The sequence below is a fragment of the Curtobacterium sp. AG1037 genome, from assembly GCF_003349855.1.
Classification (GTDB): domain Bacteria; phylum Actinomycetota; class Actinomycetes; order Actinomycetales; family Microbacteriaceae; genus Curtobacterium; species Curtobacterium citreum.
Window position 1 is genome coordinate 1 of sequence record NZ_QQAO01000016.1, and the last position, 17,632, is coordinate 17,632.

Below are 17,632 nucleotides of genomic sequence, written 5' to 3' on the forward strand. Positions count from 1 at the left end.
AAAGAGCCACGATCGCACGGGGTCAAAATAATTGGCATTGACAATGTGCACGCTGTTGAGTTCTCAAGGACCAGACGCACCCACCAATCAGCCCGGTAACACCGGACCTCAACAGAGGGGCTTTCAATCTCGACACCCCGGAACGCCACCTTGCGGTGCGTGTTCGTTCGTGGGGCTGGTTGCCTGAGCGGAACCCCGTCCGGACTGCATCCTCCGGATCGATGACCCGGTGACCGTCTCGGCCGTTCCGTTCTCCGCCTCAGCGGCAACGAGTGATTACTCTACACACGCCCCAGGGACCCCGCCAACCAGCGCACCGCCCGGGCGTGTCGCCCACGGGAGCGCGCCAGGAAGCAGGACGGCCCGCTCCCCCGGTGGGGAGCGGGCCGTTCGGCATCGCGGGCTCAGTGCCGGGCGATGACGGGGTTCTTCAGGGAGCCGATGCCCTCGATGAGGACCTCGACGACCTCGCCGTCGCGGATCTGCCCGACGCCGGCCGGGGTCCCGGTCAGGATGACGTCACCGGGCAGGAGCGTCCAGATCGACGACACGAACTCGACCAGGGTCGGGATGTCGTGGACCATCTCGGCGGTCGAGGCCGCCTGGCGCAGCTCCCCGTCGACGCGTGTCTCCAGCCGGATGTCCGACGGGTCGATCTCGGTCTCGATCACCGGACCGAGCGGGCAGAACGTGTCGAAGCCCTTCGAGCGGGTCCACTGGCCGTCGCGGGCCTGCAGGTCGCGGGCGGTCACGTCGTTCGCGATCGTGTACCCGAGCACGACGCTCGCGAAGTCCTCGCGCCGGACGTTCTTGGCGAGCGACCCGATCACGATCGCGAGTTCGCCCTCGTGGTCGACCCGGCCGACGTCGGCGGGCAGACGGATGGGGTCGTCAGGACCGACCACCGCGGTGTTCGGCTTGAGGAAGACCACCGGGTCGTCCCCGGAGCGCTCGTCCATCTCGGACGCGTGCTCGGCGTAGTTCAGGCCCACGCCGATGACCTTCGACCGCGGGATCACCGGGGCGAGGAGCTTCGCGTCGGCGAGCGGCACCCGCTCCCCCGTCGTCTCGAACCCCTGGTACATCGGGTCCCCCGCGAGCACGACCAGGTCGCGTTCGTCGAGGATGCCGTACCGAGGGTCTTCACCCGTGCTGCTGAACCGTGCGATCTTCACCGTTCGACCCTACCGATCCCGCGCTCAGGCCGGGTCGGTCAGCCGCGTCATCCACCCGTGCGGGTCGGGACGACGGCCGTACTGGATGTCGGTGAGCTCGTCGCGGAGGGACATCGTGAGCTCGCCGGCGCCGACCGTCGGCGAACCGATGGTGAACCCGTCGCCGCGGAGCTCGGCGATCGGCGTGACGACCGCTGCGGTCCCGCACGCGAACGCCTCGATGATCGAGCCGTCGGCGACGCCGTCACGCCACTCGTCGAGGGCGACCCGGCGGCGCTCGACCCGGAGCCCGCGGTCCTCGGCGAGCTGCAGGATCGAGTCGCGCGTGATGCCCTCGAGGATCGACTCGGAGTCCGGCGTCACGAGCGTGCCGTCGGACTTCACGAGCACGACGTTCATGCCGCCGAGCTCTTCCAGGTACTTGCCCTCTTCCGAGTCGAGGAACATGACCTGCTGGCAGCCCTGCTCGTAGGCCTCCTGCTGGGGCAGCAGGGACGCCGCGTAGTTGCCGCCGGTCTTCGCCGCACCCGTGCCACCGCGGGCGGCGCGGGCGTACTGCGTGGAGAGCCAGATCGACACGGGCTTCGGGCCGGAGGTGAAGTACGCGCCGGCCGGGCTCGCGATGCAGTGGTACGCGACCGCCTGCGCGGCACGGACCCCGAGGAACGACTCCGTCGCGATCATGAACGGGCGCAGGTACAGGCTGGTCTCCGGAGCGGACGGCACCCAGTCGACGTCCGTGCGCACGAGCTGCCGGATGGACTCGACGAACACCTCGACCGGCAGTTCGGGCAGCGCCAGGCGACGGGCCGACCGCTGGAACCGGCGGGCGTTCGCGTCCGGCCGGAACGACCACACCGAGCCGTCCGCGTGCCGGTAGGCCTTGAGGCCCTCGAAGATCTCCTGCGCGTAGTGGAACACGCTCGCGCTCGGGTCGAGCGAGAGCGGCCCGTACGGGTGGACCGACGCGTCGTGCCACCCGCCGTCGAGCGTCCACTGCACGGTCGCCATGTGGTCCGTGAAGTGCTTGCCGAAGCCCGGGTCGGCCAGGATCTCCTCGCGCTCGGCCGCCGCACGGCGCTCGGGCGAGGGGACGCTCGCGAACGCGAGATCGAAGGGCGTGTCGGTGTCGGTGCTCATCGGGGTGACTCCTGTCAGGCGGTGGTGGTGCGTGCCGCTGCGGCGATCGCGTCGCCGATCTCGGCCGTGCGGCGGTGCGTGGTGCCCCGGCCGGCGAGGTCGGCCTCGACCGCCCGCGTCACGACCGCCGCGAGGTCACCGCGACCGACGTGGTCGAGGAGCAACGCGACGGACAGGATCGCGGCCGTCGGATCGGCGAGCTGCTGGCCTGCGATGTCCGGCGCGGAACCGTGGACCGGCTCGAACATGCTGGGTAAGGTGCCGTCCGGGTTCAGGTTCCCCGAGGCCGCCAGACCGATGCCGCCGCTGATCGCGCCGGCGAGGTCGGTGATGATGTCGCCGAACAGGTTGTCGGTGACGATGACGTCGAACCTACCGGGTTCGCGGACCATGTGGATCGTCACGGCGTCGACGTGCTGGTAGTCGACCGTGACGTCGGGGTGCTCCTCGGCCACCGCGGCGACCGTGCGCTGCCAGAGCGATCCGGCGTGCACGAGGACGTTGCTCTTGTGCACGAGCGTCAGGTGCTTCCGCGGCCGACGCTCGGCCAGGTCGAACGCGTACCGGACCACGCGCTCGACACCGTGCGCGGTGTTGAGCGAGACCTCGGTCGCGATCTCGTGCGGCGTCCCGACCCGGATCGCGCCGCCGTTGCCGACGTAGGGGCCCTCGGTGCCCTCGCGGACCACCACGAAGTCGACCTCGCCCGGGTCGGCGAGCGGACTCGCGACCGAGGAGTACACCGTCGTCGGGCGCAGGTTGACGTAGTGGTCGAACGCGAACCGGAGCTTCAGGAGCAGGCCGCGTTCGATGATGCCGCCGGCGAGCCGCGGGTCGCGCGGGTCGCCGCCGACGGCGCCGAGCAGGATCGCGTCGTGCTCGGCGAGGGCGGACATGTCGTCGTCGGTCAGGATGTCGCCGGTCTCGAGGTACCGGGTCGCGCCGAGCGAGAACGCGGTCTCCTCGACGACGAGGTCGTCCGGCAGCACCGCGTGCAGGACCTTCAGCGCCTCGTCGACGACCTCGGGACCGATCCCGTCGCCGCGGACGACCGCGAGCTTGAGCGACTGTGCCATGTCTCGCCACTCCCCTACAGCGTGATGTCGATCTCGCGGAGCGAGGTCGCGTCGATGGTGGACCGGACGTGCTCGAGGATCTCGGCGGGCACCGGCGAGTCGACGGTCAGGACGCTGAGCGCCTGGCCACCGGCTTCGCGGCGGGAGATCTGCATCGCGGCGATGTTGATGCCCGCCTCGCCGAACTCCTTGCCGTAGACCGCGACGATGCCCGGGCGGTCGGTGTAGACCATCACGACGTGGTGCGACTCGAGGGCGACCTCGACGTCGTGGCCGTTGATCTCGACGAGCTTCTCGACCTGCTTCGGGCCGGTCAGGGTGCCGGAGACGCTGATCGCCGGGCCGTCGGACTGGGCGCCGCGGATCGTGAGCACGTTGCGGTACTCCGGGCTGTCCGCGTCGGTGATGAGCCGCACGGTGACCCCGCGCTGCTCCGCGATGAGCGGTGCGTTGACGTAGGACACCTGGTCGCTGACGACGTCCGTGAACACGCCCTTGAGCGCCGCGAGCTTGAGGACGCTGACGTCGTACTGCGCGAGCTCGCCGTGGACCTCGACGTCGATGCTCGTGACCGGCGAGGTCGCGAGGCCGGTGAAGACCTGGCCGAGCTTCTCCATCAGCGGGATGCCCGGGCGGACGTACGGGTCGATGACACCACCGGCGACGTTCACGGCGTCGGGGACGAGCTCGCCGCCGAGCGCCAGGCGCACGGACTTGGCGACCGAGACTCCCGCCTTCTCCTGCGCTTCGTCGGTCGAGGCGCCGAGGTGCGGCGTGACGACGACGTTCGGCAGCGCGAGGAGCGGCGAGTCCTTCGGCGGCTCGGAGACGAAGACGTCCAGGCCGGCGCCGGCGATCGTGCCCGCGGTGAGGGCGCGGTGCAGGGCGTCCTCGTCGATGAGCCCGCCGCGTGCGACGTTCACGACGAAGGCGCTCGGCTTCATGAGCGCGAACTGCTCGTCGGAGATCATGCCGACCGTCTCCGGGGTCTTCGGCATGTGGATCGTGGTGAAGTCCGCGCGGCGCAGGAGGTCCTCGAGCGACACGAGTTCGACGCCCAGCTGCTGCGCCCGGGCCGACGTGACGTAGGGGTCGTACGCGATGACCGAGACGCCGAACGCCTGCAGGCGCTGGGTGATGAGCGCGCCGATCCGGCCGAGGCCGATGATGCCGACGGTCTTCTCGTACAGCTCGACGCCCGTGTACGACGAGCGCTTCCAGGCCCCCGCGGCGAGCGACGCGTGCGCCGCCGGGATGTGCCGGGCCAGCGACAGGATGTGCCCGACGGTCAGCTCGGCCGCCGAGATGATGTTCGAGGTCGGCGCGTTGACGACCATCACACCGGCGGTCGTGGCCGCCTTGATGTCGACGTTGTCGAGGCCGACGCCGGCGCGGGCGACGACCTTGAGCTGCGGCGCGGCGGCGATCGCCTCGGCGTCGATCTTCGTGGCGGAGCGGACGAGCACGGCGTGCGCGTCGGCCAGGGAGGCCAGGAGGGCGGGTCGGTCGGTACCGTCCACGTTCCGGATCTCGAAGTCGGGCCCGAGGGCGTCGACGGTGGCGGGCGAGAGTTCTTCGGCGATCAGGACGACCGGCTTCGGCACAGCTGCAGTTCCTCACACGAGACGGGCGGTATCCCACCATCGTATCGACGCGAGCAGGCGGTTACGACCGTCCCGGTGGTCCGGTCCGGGACCACACGGCGGACGGGAGGATCGTGGCGGGCGTGCCACGAGCCTCCTGTCCGTGGGGTGGTCGCGTCAGAAGTCGAGGAGCCGGGGCACGAAGAGCTGGAGGTCCAGCCAGAGCGCACCCGCGGCAGCGAAGGCGACCACGAAGACGCCGACCGTCACGGCGAGACGCGTGCGGCGCGTCACCCAGAGGGCGACCGCGAACGCGACCGGCGCGATCGCGATGTCGAGGACCAACCACACCCACGGGGTGCTGCGCTGCAGCGAACCGCCGCCGGAGGCGGACTCGAGGAACGTGTTGAAGGCGCGGACCGACTGCGAGACGGTCACCAGGTTCCCGACGCTCTGGACGGTCATGTAGGCGAAGAGGACGCCGAAGACGGCCCAGACGACGATCCGACCGACGAGGGGCGATGACTGCCGGCGAGTCGCCGGCGTGGCCGCGGTCACCCGAAGCTCCTGGTCATGAGGAACGGCCACGGGAACAGGACGGCGGCGCCGAGCAGCATCCAGAGGAGCCGCGTGCGGGTGCGACGGCCACGGGCCGCCCAGAGGACGACCGTGAACCAGAGCGCCGGCGCGACGATGGACAGGAACCGGAGGACCTCGACGAACACCGTCAGCAGGGTGTCGACGTTCGCCACGTACGACGTCGACGCCGTGAGGAGCCACGCGACCGTGTAGAGCAGGTAGAGCCCGCCGAACACGCCGAAACCGATCAGGGCGCCGGAGGTCTCGGGCGTCTCGGGGTCGCGGCCGCCACGGTCCTTGACCGCGACCGGGTTGTGGGCCGCGTCGACGTGGGTCGCGTCGTCGGCGTCGCCCCAGCTGAGGGCTTCGTCGTCGTCGCGGTCGACCGAGCCGTCGGGCGGGGAAGCTGCCGTCGTCATGGGGACGATTCTACGAGCCGTCGACGACCGCGGCCGCACCGCGGCGTCGTCAGACGTCGGCGGGCTGGGTCGCGAGGACCTCGGCGACGACCTCGCGCACGGCCGGGAAGAGCGGGTGGCTCTCCATCAGGCCCGTGAGGATCTCGGTGAGCGCGTGCGCGGTCGCGCCGGAGCGCAGGAGCGCGTGCAGCTCGATCGACTCGGGGTCGTTCTCGTCGTCGAACGCGAGCGCGGCGCGGACGGCACCGAGCAGGTGGTCGACCGGCAGGCCACGCTCGGCGAGCTGCGACGCGGGGCCGACGAAGCGCTCGCGACGGCCGAGCTTCCGGAGCGGGTTCCGCCCGACCCGGACGGTGGTGTCCGGGAGCAGCGGGTTCGCGATGCGGGTCAGGTTCGCGGCGACGTAGCGGGCGTGCTCGGCCGGGTCGAACCCGTGCTTCGCCACGAGCAGCGCGGTGGTCTCGGCGAGGACGCCGTCCACCTCGGCGCGGACGTCGCGGTCCTCGAGGGCCTCGCGGATGAGCCGGATCCCCCGGACGTAGCCGTGGTAGGCGGCCGTCGCGTGCGCGGTGTTCACCGTGTAGAGCTTGCGCTCGACGAACGGCTGCAGGTCGTCGACCCACGTCACGCCGTCGATCTGCGGCGGCTCGGAATCCGAGTCGGCGAACGGCGTCCGCTCGATGACCCACTCGTAGAACGGCTCGAGCACGACGTCGAGCCCGCCGGACTGGCCGAGCACGCCGGACTGGTCGGGGACGATCCGGTCGATCGCGCAGTTGGCGAAGACGGCGGCGATGTCGCGGTCCTCGAGGATCGGCGCACGACGGATGCTGGCGTGCAGGGAGTCGGTCGCGTTGAACGCGTTCTCGCAGGCGACGATCGTGACGTCACCGCGGTCGAGCGGCCGGGCGGCCAGGCCCTCGGCGATGACCGGGGCGACGAGCGGCAGCGTGCGGGCCCCGACGGCCGTGGTGACGACGTCGGCCTCCGCGATCGCCCGCACGACACGGTCGCGGTCGGTCTTGCTGCTCAGCGCGTGGAAGCCGTACACGAGGTGCTCGACGGGCATCTCGCCGACCTCGTGCACCACGAAGCGGCCGGCCTCGTTGAGGGCCGAGACGACCCGGGCGTCGACGTCGACGAAGGTGAGCTCGTAGCCGCTCGCGACCAGGAACTGGCCCACGAATCCGCGCCCGATCTTGCCGGCGCCGATGTGGACCGCTCGCTTCGTCACCGCCATCCGTCGATCCTCGCACGTCGGGAGGACCGGTCGTGACCACTCCTCGTGGACGGCAGGGCCGTCGCGAGGGTGGTCACGGGGTCGGCGGCACCCGGCCGTCGGGCGGCGCGGGGACAGGTGGGGTACTGGTGCATGAGGTCCGTGTCACATCGCGAGGCGGCGGTGCAGTCGCACCGCCGCCTCGTCGTCGAGTGTGGTGTCCGCAGACTACCGCGCGGCAGAGCCGTCCACGTAGTCGGCGTCGTTCGACTTCCACGCGAACAGGGCGCGGAGCTCGCGGCCGGTCGCCTCGATCGGGTGGTTCTCGCCCTTCTCGCGCAGGGCCGTGAACTCCGGTGCGCCGGCGTCCTGGTCCGCGATGAAGCGCTTCGCGAAGGTGCCGTCCTGGATGTCCGCGAGGACGGCCTTCATGTTCTCCTTGACCTCGGGCGAGATCACGCGCGGGCCGGAGACGTAGTCGCCGAACTCGGCCGTGTCGGAGATCGACCAGCGCTGCTTCGTGAGACCGCCCTCCCAGATGAGGTCGACGATGAGCTTGAGCTCGTGCAGGACCTCGAAGTACGCGATCTGCGGCTGGTAGCCGGCCTCGGTCAGGGTCTCGAAGCCGTACTGGATGAGCTGCGAGGTGCCACCGCAGAGCACGGCCTGCTCACCGAACAGGTCGGTCTCGGTCTCCTCGGTGAAGGTCGTCTTGATGCCGCCGGCGCGCAGGCCGCCGATCGCCTTCGAGTAGGACCACGCGAGGTCCCAGGCCGATCCGGACGCGTCGACCTCGACGGCCACGATCACGGGCACGCCGCGGCCGGCCTCGTACTCGCGGCGCACGGTGTGACCGGGGCCCTTCGGCGCGACGAGGGAGACGTCGACGCCCTCGGGGGCCTCGATGTAGCCGTAGCGGATGTTGAAGCCGTGGCCGAAGACGAGCGTGGCGCCCCGCTTGAGGTTCGGCTCGATGTCCTCGCGGTAGACGATGCGCTGGACCTGGTCCGGAGCGAGGATGACGACGACGTCGGCCCACTTCGTGACCTCGGCCGGGGTCTGCACGTCGAAGCCCGCCTCTTCGGCCTTCTGACGGCTCTTCGAGCCCTCCTTGAGGCCGATCTTGACCTCGACGCCCGAGTCGCGGAGGTTGAGGGCGTGGGCGTGGCCCTGCGAGCCGTAGCCGATGACGGCGACCTTCTTGCCCTGGATGAGCGTCAGGTCGGCGTCGGCGTCGTACACGATGTCAGTCACGAGGGTGTGTCTCCTTGGTTCTGGTGGTCTGGTGCGCGTGCTGGAGCGGTGTTCAGCGGACGCGGTCGGTGATGCTCTTCGGGCCGCGGCCCATGCCGAGCAGGCCGGCACGGGCGAGTTCCTTGATGCCGTACGGCTCGAGGACGCGGAGGATGGCCTGGATCTTGCCGGGGTCGCCGGTCACCTCGACCACGAGCGAGTCGGTCGCCACGTCGACGACCTGCGCACGGAAGAGGGTCACGGCCTCGAGGACCGCCGACCGGGTCTGGTTGTCGACCCGGACCTTGACGAGCATGTGCTCGCGCTGCACCGACTGCGAGAAGTCGAGCTCGACGATCTTGATCACGTTGACGAGCTTGTTCAGCTGCTTCGTGACCTGCTCGAGCGGCAGGTCCTCGACGTCCACGACGACCGTGATCCGACTGCGGCCCTCGACCTCGGTGTTGCCCACCGCGAGCGACTCGATGTTGAAGCCGCGACGGGCGAACAGCCCGGCGACGCGCGTCAGCAGACCCGGCTTGTCCTCGACGAGCAGGGAGAGGACGTGGCTCATGCGGGGTCTCCGGTCATGTCGGCGTCCTCGACGTCCCAGCTGGGCGCGTGGTCGCGGGCGTACTCGATCGAGGAGTTGCCGACCCCCTGCGGGACCATCGGCCACACCATGGAGTCACGGCTCACCACGAAGTCGATGACGACGGGGCGGTCGTTCGTCTCGAGGGCGAGCTTGATCGCGTCGTCGACCTGGTCGGCGCGCTCGACGCGGATGCCGAGGGCACCGTACGCGTCGGCGAGCTTCACGAAGTCCGGCACGCGACGGCTCTCGTGGCCGGTCTCGAGGTCGGTGAAGGAGTGCCGACCGTCGTAGAACAGCGTCTGCCACTGCCGCACCATGCCGAGCGACGAGTTGTTGATGACCGCGACCTTGATCGGGATGTCGTTGATGACGCAGGTCGCGAGCTCCTGGTTCGTCATCTGGAAGCAGCCGTCGCCGTCGATCGCCCAGACCACGCGGTCCGGCTCGGCGACCTTCGCGCCCATCGCCGCGGGGACCGAGTAGCCCATCGTGCCCGCGCCGCCCGAGTTCAGCCACGCGTGCGGCCGCTCGTACTTGATGAACTGCGCCGACCACATCTGGTGCTGGCCGACCCCGGAGGCGTAGACGGCCTCGGGCCCGGTGAGCTCGCCGATGCGGCGGATGATCGCCTGCGGGGCGAGGAGTCCGTCGGTCGGCTCGGCGTACCCGAGCGGGAAGTCCGTCCGGAGCTGCTCGAGCTTGGTCCACCACGCGCTCGTGTCGGCACGGTCCGCGGCGACGTCGCCCCAGGCCTCGAGCAGGTCGCCGAGGACCTCGCGGGCGTCGCCGACGATCGGCACGTCGGCGAACCGGATCTTCGAGATCTCGGCGGGGTCGATGTCGACGTGCACGACCTTGGCGTGCGGCGCGAACTCGTCGGCCTTGCCGGTCACGCGGTCGTCGAACCGTGCACCGAGGGCGATGATGAGGTCGCTGTCCTGCAGCCCGAGCACCGCGGGGACGGTGCCGTGCATGCCGGGCATGCCGAGGTGCTGCGGGTGCGAGTCAGGGAAGGCACCACGCGCCATGAGCGTCGTGACGACCGGCGCACCGGTGGCCTCGGCGAAGCGCAGCAGCTCGGCGGTCGCATCGGAGCGGACCACGCCGCCGCCGACGTACAGCACGGGACGCTCGGCCTCGGCGAGGAGCTGCGCCGCGGCGACGATCTGCTTGCCGTGCGCCTTCGTGACGGGGCGGTAGCCGGGCAGGTCGATCTTCGGCGGCCACACGTAGGGCGCCGACTTCTGCTGGGCGTCCTTCGTGATGTCGACGAGCACCGGGCCCGGACGACCGGTCGTGGCGATCTGGTGCGCGGCGGCGAGCGTCGCGGGGATGTCCGCCGGGTCGGTCACGAGGAACGAGTGCTTCGTGATCGGCATCGTGATCCCGACGATGTCGGCCTCCTGGAAGGCGTCCGTCCCCATCAGGGTCGAGAACACCTGCCCGGTGATCGCGATGAACGGCACCGAGTCCATGTAGGCGTCGGCGATCGCGGTGACGAGGTTCGTCGCACCGGGGCCGGACGTGGCGATCGCGACGCCGACCTTGCCGGAGGCCGAGGCGTACCCCTCGGCCGCGTGGCCGGCGCCCTGCTCGTGCCGGACGAGGATGTGCCGGATCGTCGTGGACGCCATGAGCTCGTCGTAGAACGGGATGATGGCGCCGCCGGGCAGGCCGAAGACGTCGGTGATCCCGAGGTGCTCGAGCGTCCGGAGGACGGCTCCCGAGCCGGTCAGGATCTCCGGCGACCGGCGTGCACCGGCGGCCGCGGACAGCGGAGTGGCTTCCGTGGGCATGAGGTGTTCCTTGCCTGGAGTGATGGCGGTGGTGCGGGTGTCGACGCTAGCCCGTGACCGCGCCCTTGGCGGCGGACTGGACGAGCTTCGCGAACTTCGCGAGGACTCCGCGGGTGTAGCGCGGGGGCAGCGGGGCCCAGCCTGCTCGGCGGGCCTCCAGCTCGGCGTCGTCGACCAGTAGGTCGAGCGAGCGAGCCGCGATGTCGACACGGATGCGGTCGCCATCGCGCACGAATGCCACTGGACCTGCGTCCACGGCTTCCGGTGCGATGTGGCCGATGCACAGGCCGGTTGTGCCGCCTGAGAATCGTCCGTCCGTCAACAGTAGTACATCCTTGCCGAGGCCCGCGCCCTTGATGGCGGCGGTGATCGCGAGCATCTCGCGCATGCCAGGGCCACCCTTCGGGCCCTCGTAGCGGATGACCACCACGTCGCCCTTCTGGATCTGTCCCTCGGTGAGGGCGTCCATCGCGGCACGCTCGCGGTCGAACACCCGCGCGGGGCCCTCGAACACGGCGGCGTCGAACCCGGCGGTCTTCACGACGGCGCCGTCCGGGGCGAAGGAGCCCTTGAGGATGGTCAGGCCACCGGTCTCGTGGATCGGGTTGTCGAGCTTCCGGAACACCTCGCCGTCGAGCTCCGGCGGGTCGATCTCGGCCAGGTTCTCGGCGAGGGTCTTGCCGGTGACGGTCATCACGTCGCCGTGCAGCAGACCGGCCTCGAGCAGCGCCTTCATGATCACCGGGATGCCGCCGTTGCGGTCGACGTCGACCATGACGTACTTGCCGAAGGGCTTCATGTCGGCCAGGTGCGGCACCTTCGAGCCGATGCGGTTGAAGTCGTCGAGGGTCAGCTCGACCTCGGCCTCGTGCGCGATCGCGAGCAGGTGCAGGACGACGTTGGTCGAGCCTCCCAGGGCCATGGCGACGGCGATGGCGTTCTCGAACGCCTCGCGCGTCAGGATCTGCCGGGCCGTCAGGCCGAGGCGGAGCATGTTGACGACGGCCTCGCCTGAGCGGCGCGCGTAGTAGTCACGGCGGCGGTCTGCGCTCGGCGGGGCAGCGGACCCCGGCAGCGACATGCCGAGGGCCTCGGCCACGCTCGCCATGGTGTTCGCCGTGTACATCCCGCCGCAGGCGCCCTCGCCCGGGACGATCGCGCACTCGATCTCCTTGAGCTCGGCCTCGGTCATGGTGCCGGCCTTGCACGCACCGACGCCCTCGAAGGAGTCGATGATCGTGACCTCCTTGAAGGAGCCGTCGGCCTGCTTCACGTAGCCCGGCATGACCGAGCCCGCGTAGAGGAAGACGCTCGCGAGGTCGAGGCGCGCGGCGGCCATGAGCATGCCGGGCAGCGACTTGTCGCAGCCGGCGAGGAGCACGGTGCCGTCGAGGCGCTCCGCGTTCACGACGGTCTCGACGCTGTCGGCGATGACCTCGCGCGAGACGAGCGAGAAGTGCATGCCCTCGTGGCCCATCGAGATCCCGTCGGAGACGGAGATGGTGCCGAACTGCAGCGGGTACCCGCCGCCGGAGTGCACGCCCTCCTTCGCGCCCTGCGCGAGGCGGTCGAGGGAGAGGTTGCAGGGGGTGATCTCGTTCCAGGAGGACGCGATCCCGATCTGCGGCTTGTCCCAGTCTGCGTCGCCCATGCCGACGGCCCGGAGCATGCCACGCGAGGTGGTCGCTTCGATCCCGTCGGTGACGACCCGGCTACGCGGCTTCACGTCGATGTCAGGCATGGTGCGAGTCTAGGACCGTTTGGGATACCAGCGGGACACGACCCGTCGGACGGGAGGCACGTGGCCGGGTCGTCAGCGCGTCGCGCGCAGACGCCCCAACTGCTTCAGGACGTCGGTGAGCGCGGCCGGGTCCGCCACGCGGTGGCCGGCGAGCGTGTCGCCCTCCCCCACCTTCACGCCCACGTCGCCGTCCCGGAGGACCCGGAAGGCGTCCTCGTCGGTGACGTCGTCGCCGGCGAAGAACACGGCGTCCGCGCCCCGCAGCTCGCGGAGCCGGTCGACGGCGTCGCCCTTGGTCACGTGCCGGACGGCGAACTCGAGGATGTCCTTGCCGCCGCGCTCGAGGACCTCCGGGTCGGCGCGGTGCGCGGCCTCGTGCGCAGCGGCGTTCGCCGCCGCGGCCACCTCGGCGCTCGCCCGGCGCGTGTGCACCCCGTGCCCGGCGGGCTTGTGCTCGACGACGACGTCCGGGAACCGTGCGCCCACCTCGTCGAGCGCCGCGCCGACACGGGCCACGCGGGCGTGCTCGTCCTCGGTCAGGGCGGCCTCGGCGTGCCCGTCGACCCGCCACTCGACGCCGTGCGACCCGACGAGCGCCATGTCCTCCGGCGCGTGCGACACCCGGGCGAGTCCCTCGAGCGGCCGTCCGGAGACGAGCACGACCTCGGTGTCGCGGGCGCGCTGCAGGGTCAGCACCGCCGCCCACGAGCCCGGGAGCGCACCGACCCTCGCGGGGTCGTCGGCGAACGGTGCGAGCGTGCCGTCGAAGTCGAGGGCGACGAGCAGTCGCGGCGCAGCCGCGAGCGTCTCGAGGGCCGACGACAGGGCGGTCGGGTCGGTCGACGGCTCAGGCACCACGTGCCTCCCGGGTGTCCTCGGCGGCGCGCGCGGTCTGCGCGTCCTGGTCGAAGATCGACGTCGTGTCCTGGAGCTGCTCGACGTGCTGGTCACCCGGGTCGGCGGCCGAGGGGTCGAGCTTGGCGCGGCTCGGCGCGTGCCGGTCGAGCGCCTCGAGGAAGGAGCGCGACCAGCGGGCCACGTCGTTCTCGCGGACGCGCTTCCGGAGCGCGCGCATGCGCGTCGACCGCTCGCGGCGGGGCATCTCGATCGCGCGCTGGATCGCGTCCTTCAGGGCGCCGATGTCGTGCGGGTTGACGATGACCGCCTGCTTCAGCTCGTCGGCGGCCCCGGCGAACTCGGACAGGATGAGGACGCCGTCGTTGTCCGAGCGGGTCGCGACGTACTCCTTCGCGACGAGGTTCATGCCGTCGCGGAGTGCGGTCACGAGCATGATGTCCGCGGCGAGGTACAGCGCGACCATCTCCTCGCGCGGGTAGCCGTGGTGCAGGTACGAGATGGGTTGGTGCCCGATCACGCCGAGGTCGCCGTTGATCCGTCCGACGGTCAGCTCGATCTCGTCGCGGAGCGCCGCGTACGTGTCCACACGCTCGCGGCTCGGGCTGGCGACCTGGACGAGCGTCGCGTCCTCGACCGCGACCCGGCCGTCCTCGATCAGCTCGCCGAACGCCTTGATGCGGTGCCGGATCCCCTTGGTGTAGTCGAGCCGGTCGACACCGAGCAGGACCGTCTTCGGGTTGCCGAGGCTCGCGCGGATCTCCTTCGCTCGCTCCTGGACCTCGGGTCGGTGCGCGATCGCCTCGAAGCTCTCGGCGTCGATCGAGATCGGGAAGTGCCGGGCCTCGACGTGGCGCACGGTGATGCCCTTGCGGCTCCGCGGTGCCGCCGGGTCGTCGACCGGGACGTCGATGGTCGAGCCCTTGGTCGTGTAGCCCTTGATGTGGCGGACCGCGCGGAGGAAGTCGCTCGCGTCGTCGTGCCGCTGGAACCCGATGACGTCGGCGCCGAGCAGCCCGTCGAGGATCTGCGCGCGCCACGGCAGCTGCGCGTAGATGCCGACCGGCGGGAACGGGATGTGGTTGAAGAAGCCGATCGTCAGGTCCGGACGGCGCTCCCGGAGCAGGGCCGGCAGGAGCTGCAGCTGGTAGTCCTGCACCCAGACGACGCCGTCCTGCTCGACGATCTCGACGATCTGGTCGGCGAAGCGCTCGTTGACCCGCTTGTACGCGTTCCACCAGTCGCGGTGGTAGCTCGGGTGCTCGATCACGTCGTGGTAGAGCGGCCAGAGGGTGTCGTTGCTGAAGCCCTCGTAGTACTCCTCGACGTCGTCGGCGCTCAGCGGCACCGGGACGATGTGGATGCCCTCGTTGTCGAACGGCGCCACCTCGACGTCCGGCTGCCCGACCCAGCCGACCCACGCACCGTCGTTCGCCCGCATCACCGGCTCGAGGGCGGTCACGAGGCCGCCCGGGGAGTGCCGCCAGCCCTCGTTGCCGTCCTCGTCGACGACACGGTCGACGGGCAGGCGGTTCGAGGCGACGACGAACGCGTAGCGGTCTGGGTCGGTGTCGGTGGGTGCTGCCATGAGGTGCTGGTCTCTCCGTTCCGCCCGGAAGGTGCGCCGGGGTGCGGAGCCGACGGTACCAGCGCGGGGTCAGGCGGTCCCCGGCCGGACGCCCGGTCGCCGCTGGCTAGGCTTCGCACATGGTCGTGACACGGGCGTGGCGGAACGGGAGTGCGGCGGAGCGGGACTTCCCGGTGGACCGCGTCTCGGACCTGCTCGAGCGGGACGACGACACCTTCGTCTGGGTGGACCACACCGAGCCCGGGCCGGAGGACCTGCGACACGTCGAGGACGAGCTCGGGATCCACGCGCTCGCGCTCGAGGACGCCCTCGAGCCGGGGCAGCGCCCGAAGCTCGACCGGTACCGGCAGAGCCTGTTCCTCGTGGTCTACGACGTCGACGGCATCGACGACGACGGCGAGCTCGTGACGCACGAGGTGAAGGCGTTCGTCAGCCGGCGCGCCCTCGTCACGATGCACGGACCGGACGTCGACATGGCCGCGGTCGAACGACGGCTCGACGCCAACGCCGACGTGTGCGACCACGGGGTGCCCTGGCTCGTGTGGGGGCTCCTCGACGCGGTCGTCGACCACGCCACGGTCACCGTCGAGGACATCGAGGCGCGGATCGAGGCGCTCGAGGACGACCTGTTCGAGCACGGCAACCCCCGCGAGCAGCAGATCCAGCGGCGGTCGTTCCGGCTCCGGAAGGCGCTCGGCGTCCTCCGGCGCCAGGTCGTCCCGACCCGGGACAGCGTCGCGTCCTTCCTGCACGGCGACGCCGAGTCGATCCAGGACGGCATCCGCCCGTACTTCCGGGACGTCGAGGACCACCTGGTCTCCGTCGCAGACTCCGTGGACCAACTGCGTGACGCCGTGTCGAGCGTCCTCGACACGAACCTCAACCTGGCGTCGAACCGGCAGAACACCGTGATGAAGAAGGTGACGAGCTGGGCGGCGATCATCGCGATCCCGACGGCGATCACGGGCTTCTTCGGGCAGAACGTGACGTTCCCGGGCGAGGGGCACTGGAGCGGGCTCGCCGCGTCCGTCTCGCTGATCCTGGCGACGTCGCTCGTGCTCTACCGGGTGTTCAAGACGAAGGACTGGCTGTAGCCCGGGTCAGATCTGCAGCGCGAGCACCCCGGCGACGACGGTGAGCGGTGCGACCACGCAGCCGAGCGCCATGTAGCGCCCCCACGACAGGTGCACGCCCTCGGACGCGAGCCGCGCGTGCCAGAGCAGCGTCGCGAGCGACGCCCACGGCGTGATGAGGCAGCCGGCGTTCACGCCGACGAGCAGCGCCGCGTAGCGCAGGGCCTCGTGCCCCGCTGCCGGCTCGAGCACCAGGTACGCCGGCAGGTTGTCGATGGCGTTCGCCGCGACCGCACCGGCGCCGCCGAGCAGCAGGAGCGAGCCCGTCCCGGTGCCGCCGGACAGCGCGTGCACGACCGGGTCGGTCAGGCCCGTGGTGTGCAGCGTCTCCACGACGACGAACAGCCCCGCCGCGAACAGCAGCGTCGACCACGGCACACGGGACGGCCGGAGCTCGGACGGCGCACGGAAGGCCGCGACGACGACGAGCAGCACCGCCGCCGCGAGCGCCGCGATCCACACCGTGACGCCGGCGGTGAGCGCGACGACGAGGGCGACGAGCACGACGGACGCGGCCCAGAAGAACACCGGGTCCCGCGGGCGCCGGACCTCGACCGGGGTGTACCGGCCGAAGAGCTTGCCGCGGAACACGACGAGGAGCACGGCGCACGGCACGACGACCCCGGCGAGCGCCGCCCACACCATGAGCCCGGCGAACGGGATCGGTCCGTCGAGCCCGATCTTGTCGACCGCGAGCAGGTTCGTCAGGTTGGACACCGGCAGCAGCATCGACGCGGTGTTCGCGAGCCAGACGGTCGTCAGGGCGAACGGCATCGGGGGCAGGCCGACCCGGCGGGCGAGCGCGATCACGATGGGCGTCAGGAGCACCGCGGTGGTGTCGATCGACAGGAACACGGTGCAGACGACCGCGAGCACGACCACGGACACCCACAGGCCGATCGTGCGGCCACCGCCGAAGCGCGCGGCGAGGTCGGCGAGCCGGTCGAAGACGCCCGCGTCGGCCGCGAGCTCGGACACGACGGTCAGCCCGAGCACGAACGCGAGCACCGGGACGACACGCTCGGCGAGGGTTGCGAGGTCGGGCAGGGGCAGGAGGCCGAGGACGACGCACACGGCGCCGACCACGAGCAGCACTCCCCCGATGATGGCCTGACGCACGGTGACTCCTCGACGCTCGGGCCGGGCAGGGCGACCGGCGGCGCTCCAATGTAGCGGCCGGTAGCGTGGCGGGGACGACCAGAGGAGGAACCGGTGCGGAAGTTCATGTTCAGCGGTGCGGTGTGGAGTTCGATCATCAGCGGCTACAGCGTGGTGCAGACGACGCGGCAGGGGCCGCGGGACTGGCGCCTCGCGCTCACGTGGATCGCGTGGCTCGCGACGACGATCGTCGCGCTCGGCACGGTCGTCGAGGACGACCGCGCGGTGAAGGCGCGTCAGCGCTAGGTGTACTCGGCCGTGACGTTGGTGACACTTCGGGGGTTGTGACGCGACGAGGCCTCCTGGCTTGATGGAGCTGTCTAGTTCTGCCACTGCCAGGAG

Annotated in this window: 16 protein-coding genes; 2 read left to right on the plus strand and 14 right to left on the minus strand. The window is 70.8% G+C overall.

What is annotated here, in order from left to right:
• Positions 1 to 404: 404 nt before the first annotated feature.
• From DEU32_RS16590 to otsA, 13 genes are all read right to left on the minus strand, one after another.
• A complete protein-coding gene (locus DEU32_RS16590; RefSeq protein WP_058742969.1) occupies positions 405 to 1,175 on the minus strand; it encodes a fumarylacetoacetate hydrolase family protein in 771 nt (256 codons plus the stop codon).
• Between the two features lie 24 nt (positions 1,176 to 1,199).
• Complete coding sequence (locus tag DEU32_RS16595; RefSeq protein WP_114851524.1) at positions 1,200 to 2,315, minus strand: branched-chain amino acid aminotransferase; 1,116 nt, start codon at positions 2,313 to 2,315, stop codon at positions 1,200 to 1,202.
• Between the two features lie 14 nt (positions 2,316 to 2,329).
• Complete coding sequence (locus DEU32_RS16600) at positions 2,330 to 3,391, minus strand: 3-isopropylmalate dehydrogenase (RefSeq protein WP_114851525.1); 1,062 nt, start codon at positions 3,389 to 3,391, stop codon at positions 2,330 to 2,332.
• Between the two features lie 14 nt (positions 3,392 to 3,405).
• On the minus strand, positions 3,406 to 4,995 hold the full coding sequence (serA, locus tag DEU32_RS16605) for a phosphoglycerate dehydrogenase (protein WP_058742971.1): 1,590 nt from the start codon (positions 4,993 to 4,995) through the stop codon (positions 3,406 to 3,408).
• 156 nt (positions 4,996 to 5,151) lie between these two features.
• Entirely contained in the window at positions 5,152 to 5,532 is a 381-nt protein-coding gene (locus tag DEU32_RS16610; protein WP_058742972.1) for a hypothetical protein, read from the minus strand.
• Positions 5,529 to 5,972 (minus strand): hypothetical protein, encoded by a 444-nt coding sequence (locus DEU32_RS16615; RefSeq protein WP_058742973.1) that lies wholly within the window; start codon positions 5,970 to 5,972, stop codon positions 5,529 to 5,531. The genes DEU32_RS16610 and DEU32_RS16615 overlap by 4 nt, the downstream gene beginning before the upstream one ends.
• A gap of 49 nt (positions 5,973 to 6,021) precedes the next feature.
• Positions 6,022 to 7,212, minus strand: coding sequence for a mannitol-1-phosphate 5-dehydrogenase (locus DEU32_RS16620; RefSeq protein WP_114851526.1), 1,191 nt, complete (start codon positions 7,210 to 7,212; stop codon positions 6,022 to 6,024).
• A 207-nt stretch (positions 7,213 to 7,419) separates the two neighbouring features.
• Positions 7,420 to 8,445, minus strand: a complete 1,026-nt coding sequence (gene ilvC / locus DEU32_RS16625; protein ID WP_114851527.1) for a ketol-acid reductoisomerase — start codon at positions 8,443 to 8,445, stop codon at positions 7,420 to 7,422.
• A 52-nt stretch (positions 8,446 to 8,497) separates the two neighbouring features.
• Positions 8,498 to 8,998 (minus strand): acetolactate synthase small subunit, encoded by a 501-nt coding sequence (ilvN, locus tag DEU32_RS16630; RefSeq protein ID WP_114851528.1) that lies wholly within the window; start codon positions 8,996 to 8,998, stop codon positions 8,498 to 8,500.
• Positions 8,995 to 10,815, minus strand: coding sequence for an acetolactate synthase large subunit (locus DEU32_RS16635; RefSeq protein WP_114851529.1), 1,821 nt, complete (start codon positions 10,813 to 10,815; stop codon positions 8,995 to 8,997). The genes ilvN and DEU32_RS16635 overlap by 4 nt, the downstream gene beginning before the upstream one ends.
• Before the next feature lie 46 nt (positions 10,816 to 10,861).
• Positions 10,862 to 12,556, minus strand: coding sequence for a dihydroxy-acid dehydratase (gene ilvD / locus DEU32_RS16640; RefSeq protein WP_058742977.1), 1,695 nt, complete (start codon positions 12,554 to 12,556; stop codon positions 10,862 to 10,864).
• A 72-nt stretch (positions 12,557 to 12,628) separates the two neighbouring features.
• Entirely contained in the window at positions 12,629 to 13,411 is a 783-nt protein-coding gene (otsB, locus tag DEU32_RS16645) for a trehalose-phosphatase (RefSeq protein ID WP_254631507.1), read from the minus strand.
• Complete coding sequence (gene otsA / locus DEU32_RS16650) at positions 13,404 to 14,999, minus strand: alpha,alpha-trehalose-phosphate synthase (UDP-forming) (protein WP_114851531.1); 1,596 nt, start codon at positions 14,997 to 14,999, stop codon at positions 13,404 to 13,406. Before otsA ends, otsB begins: the two co-directional genes overlap by 8 nt.
• A gap of 119 nt (positions 15,000 to 15,118) precedes the next feature.
• On the opposite strand from otsA, the gene DEU32_RS16655 reads away from it, so the two are divergent.
• Positions 15,119 to 16,093 (plus strand): magnesium transporter CorA family protein, encoded by a 975-nt coding sequence (locus DEU32_RS16655; protein ID WP_114851532.1) that lies wholly within the window; start codon positions 15,119 to 15,121, stop codon positions 16,091 to 16,093.
• A gap of 6 nt (positions 16,094 to 16,099) precedes the next feature.
• On the opposite strand, the gene DEU32_RS16660 is transcribed toward DEU32_RS16655, so the two are convergent.
• Positions 16,100 to 17,251, minus strand: a complete 1,152-nt coding sequence (locus tag DEU32_RS16660; protein ID WP_114851533.1) for an SLC13 family permease — start codon at positions 17,249 to 17,251, stop codon at positions 16,100 to 16,102.
• Between the two features lie 93 nt (positions 17,252 to 17,344).
• On the opposite strand from DEU32_RS16660, the gene DEU32_RS16665 reads away from it, so the two are divergent.
• Positions 17,345 to 17,536, plus strand: a complete 192-nt coding sequence (locus tag DEU32_RS16665) for a hypothetical protein (protein ID WP_058728987.1) — start codon at positions 17,345 to 17,347, stop codon at positions 17,534 to 17,536.
• Positions 17,537 to 17,632: the final 96 nt, after the last annotated feature.